General features: G+C 49.7%; 5 protein-coding genes. 4 read left to right on the top strand and 1 reads right to left on the bottom strand.

Features of this window, described 5'->3' with window-relative positions:
• Positions 1 to 697 precede the first annotated feature (697 nt).
• Positions 698 to 1,654: an ROK family protein gene (locus tag HW443_RS09105; RefSeq protein WP_176231573.1), complete on the top strand. Its 957-nt coding sequence runs from the start codon at positions 698 to 700 to the stop codon at positions 1,652 to 1,654.
• Positions 1,655 to 1,786: 132 nt separating this feature from the next.
• Here HW443_RS09105 and HW443_RS09100 read toward each other — a convergent pair whose 3' ends face one another.
• Complete coding sequence (locus HW443_RS09100; RefSeq protein ID WP_176231574.1) at positions 1,787 to 2,806, bottom strand: alcohol dehydrogenase catalytic domain-containing protein; 1,020 nt, start codon at positions 2,804 to 2,806, stop codon at positions 1,787 to 1,789.
• Between the two features lie 102 nt (positions 2,807 to 2,908).
• On the opposite strand from HW443_RS09100, the gene tpiA reads away from it, so the two are divergent.
• From tpiA to HW443_RS09085, 3 genes are all read left to right on the top strand, one after another.
• Positions 2,909 to 3,667 carry a triose-phosphate isomerase gene (tpiA, locus tag HW443_RS09095; RefSeq protein ID WP_176231575.1) on the top strand — a complete coding sequence of 253 codons (759 nt, stop codon included), beginning with the start codon at positions 2,909 to 2,911 and terminating at the stop codon, positions 3,665 to 3,667.
• A gap of 94 nt (positions 3,668 to 3,761) precedes the next feature.
• Positions 3,762 to 4,811: an NAD(P)H-dependent glycerol-3-phosphate dehydrogenase gene (locus HW443_RS09090; protein WP_176231576.1), complete on the top strand. Its 1,050-nt coding sequence runs from the start codon at positions 3,762 to 3,764 to the stop codon at positions 4,809 to 4,811.
• A 24-nt stretch (positions 4,812 to 4,835) separates the two neighbouring features.
• Positions 4,836 to 5,297 carry an NAD(P)-dependent oxidoreductase gene (locus tag HW443_RS09085; RefSeq protein WP_258190487.1) on the top strand — a complete coding sequence of 154 codons (462 nt, stop codon included), beginning with the start codon at positions 4,836 to 4,838 and terminating at the stop codon, positions 5,295 to 5,297.
• Positions 5,298 to 5,357 lie beyond the last annotated feature (60 nt).

Genomic DNA, 5,357 nt, shown 5'->3' with positions numbered 1-5,357 from the left:
TCTTTATATCAGGAACATAGCCAATGATCATAACCTTGGCTCGGTCCGCTCCCCTCCCTATCACGGGATTTTTGCGACAGAGGACCAGGTCCGGACATCTGTCGCATTTGGCGATCTCCTGTTCCACTCGGACCATACTTTCCTTTGTGTCTACCGGCATTTGGCATCCTCTCCTTTTGGTAGTGATTTATAAAGGCAAAGCAAAAACTTTGGTTTTCTTGATCCTATCCCATGGGTGGTCCTGGTAATTTGCAATAGGCAAACAAAAAACCCCACAAATTTTGCGGGGTTTAGTTCTTGCTAGGTGTACCTTTCTCAGTTTTATGGGGAATGAAATCTTCCCCCCATTTGCTATTACGCGCAATCAGATCACGCCCTTGGGTCTATCCTTTTCCCCTTGAGCTGATAGTAGCTCCTCTTTTGTTTTCATTATACTCCTGTTGTGGGGAAAGCTCAATGGGGGTAGACCTGGATTGCCGCTAATATTTGGAAAGGGCTGCCCAAAATCATCAAGGTGTGCCGCTCTGGTAGATCTCCGGGTTGTTGTCTAACCATTGTTTCAGGTAGATCGTAGGTGCTCACTCGGAAGTCTTTTTGTTGAAAGGAGACTTTTCTTAGGATAGAATGGGAGGAGCGGGCTGGCCTACCGGCCTTATCCTGGAGAGTTCTATCCACTACAAGAAGGAAGGAGAACTTAATGAGCGGTCGTAACTATGCCATCGGCGTCGATATTGGCGGGATCAACATAAAGACAGGTCTGGTAGAGGATAGCGGCCACATTCTTTATAAAAGGGTGGTCCAGGCTCGACCTGAAGAAGCGGTACAAGTTATTCTCCAGGAGGTTATGGATCTGGTAGGAGAGATCATCAAGTTTGCCGAGGAGAAAGGAATCAGGTTCAGAGGTATTGGCATTGGAGCCCCTGGCCTTATTGATTCTCAAGAGGGAATTATTCGATTTTTGACTAACTTTCCCAAGTGGAAAGACGTTCCGGTGGGAGAGCTATTCAACAAAACCTTTAATTTGCCCATATTTATCGAAAATGACGTCAGGGCAGCCGCCCTGGGTGAGCATAAGTTTGGAGCTGGCAGGAACAAGGAACACCTGATATGTCTGGCCATAGGGACCGGGATAGGAAGCGGCATTATCATCGACGGGCAGTTGCTTAAAGGATCTCGCCAGTTTGGAGGAGAGGTGGGGCACATGACCGTCCTCCCCGATGGCCCCCCATGTGCTTGTGGCAATAGAGGCTGTCTGGAGATGATGGCCTCAGCCAGATCAGTGACCAGGCGGGCCATGGAGGCTCTGAGCCGGCAGGAGGAAACCTCTCTCCTGAAAGTATATAAGGAAAAGGGAGCCATAACGCCTGAGGACGTGGCTCAAGAGGCTTCCCAGGGGGATCCGGTGTCGCGTCGTATCTATGAAGAGACCGGACAGTGGCTGGGGATAGGAGTGGCTTCCCTGATTAATATCTTTAATCCAGAGATGGTCATCATCGGAGGCGGAGTGGCCAATGCCGGAGAACTTCTTCTGGAACCCGTCCGAAGGGAAGTTCAAGATAGAGCCATGCCAGTTCTCCGGGATTCAGTCTCTATAGTCCTGGCTGAGTTGAGGGAGGAGGCCGGGGTTATTGGAGCGGCCAGTATGCTCTTCTGACCCCTGGATTTCGGAATAGTTCGGAAGGGGAGAATGACTCCTCTGGTATATCAAAATAAGTGAAAAGGCTCAGACTTAGGTTTTCCTTTGGTCCACGAAACATGCCTGCTTCAGTAAGCAATAGCAGACTCTCTAAGGCTTTATCAAAATTTTAAGAGCCTGGCCCTCCTCCACCAACTTTACTCCCTCCATCAGCCGGCTCAGAGGGAGGTTATGAGTGATTAACTTGCCAGGTGAGATTTTCTGCATCTTTATCAGGTCCAGAGTTTCCTGAAGTTCGATGGAAGTGGTGGAGTAGCTGCCGAAGATACCGAGCTCTCTGCGGAACATCTGATAAAAATCTACGCTCATGTTTACGTCCCTGGCCGGCCAGGCAAAGAGGTTAATTTTTCCTCCATCTCTCAGGTATGCAAGAGCCAGATCCAGGATGGGTTGATTGACCACGGTGAGGATGGCTACATCAGCGCCTCTTCCGTCGGAAAACTTCTTAATTTCTCCCGTTACGTCATCTCTTTGAGGATTGAGAGCCCATCGGGCACCGCTCTCCAGGGCTACAGCCAGCCGAGAATTATCTAAGTCTAGAGCTATAACGTTGACGTTGAAGAGACAGAGCATCTGAGTCAGAAGCAGGCCCATGGTTCCCGTTCCCACCACTACGGCCCAGTCTCCGGGCAGAAGGTGACTCAGCTTCACTCCTCTCAGACAACAGGCTGCTGGTTCAGTGAGAGCTGCATCTTCATAGGAAACCTCAGGCGGGATTTTAAAGGTGGCCTTATTCACATTCTCTCTGGGCACTTGGATAAATTCGGCAAATCCGCCCGGATAAATATTAGAGCTTTTAAAGTCAGGACACATGGAATAATTGCCATGTCGACAGTAATGGCAGATAAAGCAGGGCGCATGATGGGCCACCACCACCCGGTCGCCCACAGAAAAGCGGGATACCTCAGCTCCAACTTGAACTACCTCTCCCACCACCTCATGTCCCAGGACTATCTGAGTTCCTGCTTCTTTGCCCCGGATCTTGCTCACATCAGTGCTGCAGAGGCCGCAGGCATAGACTTTGACCAGAATCTCTCCTGGCCCAATTTGGGGCATCTCCAGATCGGCGATTTCTACTTCGTTTACCTGGCGCAATAGAGCTGCTTTCACTTTCCACTCCTTGTAGATTCAGTAGGGATATTTTATCAACCTTTGGTCAATTTATGGTACCATATGGCATGTCTAATTTTCTAATCTGAGTTAAAGGAGAAAATGGATAAAAAGCCCATCATTTTTGCTAACTGGAAGATGTACAAGACTGTCGAAGAAAGCGTGAGGGACTCTTTAAAGATTGACTCGTCAATACGAAACCCACACCAAGTCGAAGTGTTTATCTTGCTGTCTTACACATCCATCTACGCAGTTAGCCAGGCGCTCAGGGGTAAAAGCGTAAAGGTGGGTGCTCAGAACGTGTTTTGGGAAGATAGCGGCTCTTACACTGGTGAAGTCTCGCCTCTTCAGCTCAAGGATGCAGGATGCGAGTATGCAATGGTTGGGCACGCGGAAAGAAGAGAGATCTTTGGAGAAGATTATGGCATGATAGCCAGAAAGTTCAAAGCTGTTATGCGTCACGGTTTGATACCAATTTTATGCGTTGGAGAAAGTGAGCAGGAAAGGGCATCCGGGAAAACAGAGGAGGTTATAAGAAATCAACTGGAAGTGGCCTTTGGAGGTACTGTTCCGCCTGGTGGACAATTCTACATTCTCTATGAGCCAGTTTGGGCCATTGGGACGGGAGTTACGCCAACTCCTCAGGAGGCAAATCACATAAATTTGCTCGTGGCTGAAGTGATAAGAGGACTTATAGGTAAAAGCGCCGAGCGCGCTAGAATACTTTATGGGGGTAGCGTAAGTGAAGAAAACATATCCAAATTTCTTTCAATGGATCATATTGATGGAGTGGGCATAGGAAAGGCCAGCCTTGACCCCGAGAACTTCGCGAGGTTAGTAAATGCATGTATAAGGGACTGAGCTGTGTAAGAGAGTGAGCGCAGATCACCGAAAACAACAGCATCCAGAGACATTTCTGACTACCTCTCTTCGTGGGATTAGGAGGTACTTGGTAGTGGCAAAAGTAGTGATTGTTGGAGCTGGAGTAATGGGAAGTGCCCTCACTATTCCTCTGGCTGATAATGGGCATGAGATTAACCTGTGGGGCACGAAGTACGACCAGGAAGTGATGAGATCTATCAGAAAGACCCGCACTCATCCTTGCCTGGGCCTGGCCCTCCCGGGCAGCCTTCACCTCTTTGCTCTGGATGAACTGGCTCACTCTGTGGAGGAAAGGGAAATCATCCTCCTGGGCGTTGCCTCTGGGGGCATAAAAAGTGTCATGGAAATGCTGGGGCCTTTTCTGAAGCCTGGTATGGTTATTGTCAATGTGGCCAAAGGTCTGGAGGAGATGGGGGACGGAGAGATTATCACTATACCCCAGGTTATCGCAAGGGCTCTTCCCCAGCAACTCCGTTCCCACATTCCGGTGGTAGCTATAGGGGGACCCTCCAAGGCCAGAGAAGTGGCGCAGAGAGTTCCCACCTCAGTGGTCTTTGCCTCCTCTAGTGTCCGGGCCGCTCAGCGCTGTCGCAAGATTTTTACCACTCCTCGCTACACCGTTCAGGTCACCTCCGATGTAATAGGAGTTGAGGTAGGGGCGGCCCTTAAGAATGGATATGCTATTGCTCTGGGCATGTGCGATGGCCTCAAGAAGAGGGAAGGGGTAGAGACCATGAACAATACCAAATCCACCTTCTTTGCCCAGGCCGCCCAAGAGATAGCCTTGCTGTCCCGGATGCTGGGAGGAAGGAGCTCTACAGTGATGGGTCTGGCAGGTGTGGGAGATCTTTACGTCACTTCCGCAGAGGGGCGTAATATTACTTTGGGAGAGCTTATCGGCTCCGGTCTCCCTGCCTTTCAGGCCCTTGAGGAAATGAGAAAGAGGCGAGAGACAGTGGAGGGCTATCCAGCGATAGGGATAGGCTACCGCCTGGCCCGAAAATTTGAAGATTCGGGCAAATTGAGAATGAATCAGCTACCCCTTCTTAAAGCTCTCTGGTCCATTCTTTATGAGGATAAGCCGGCCCATGAGGTTCTCTTCAGTCTGAGATTAATGGCCTGATTGGCCTTTTCCTATGACCCCTTCGTGTCGGCCGAGGAAGTGGAGAGGTTGGGTTGTGAGGTCACTTCACTAAATGAGCTACTCAAGAAGTCTGATGTTGTCAGTCTTCATGCTCGCTTATCCCCGGAGACTGAGGGCATGTTCGGGGCACGGCAGTTTAGCCTGATGAAGGAATCGGCCTATTTTATCAATACGGCTCGAGGAGAGCTGGTGCGATACGATGATCTCTATGCGGCTCTCAAAGAAAAGAGGATAGCTGGGGCAGCTCTAGATGTTTTTGAAGCTGAGCCTCTTCCCATGGATAGCCCCCTTTGTCACTTAGAGAATGTAACGGTGACCCCTCATATTGCAGGTGCAACCAGACAGTCAGCAGAAAATGGGGCCTACATGGTAGCGGAAGATATATATCTTTTTATGACGGGGAGACTACCGCGGCACTGCGCAAATCCTGAAGTTCTTGCTATAGCAGAGAGAAGATCTTCTTAACTCTTCCCGACTTCCGCACTTTTAACCTAAATTGAGCCAGGCAAAACAAAAAACCCCTAC

It is taken from the genome of Candidatus Hakubella thermalkaliphila (genome assembly GCF_013281975.1).
GTDB classification, from domain to species: domain Bacteria; phylum Actinomycetota; class Humimicrobiia; order Hakubellales; family Hakubellaceae; genus Hakubella; species Hakubella thermalkaliphila.
Note: the sequence above shows the minus strand (reverse complement) of the source record. Positions and strands in the feature narration are given on the sequence as shown.

Coding starts and splice junctions, on each gene's coding strand:
- HW443_RS09105 (WP_176231573.1), top strand. CDS start 698: ATGAGCGGTCGTAACTATGCCATCGGCGTCGATATTGGCGGGATCAAC.
- tpiA (WP_176231575.1), top strand. CDS start 2,909: ATGGATAAAAAGCCCATCATTTTTGCTAACTGGAAGATGTACAAGACT.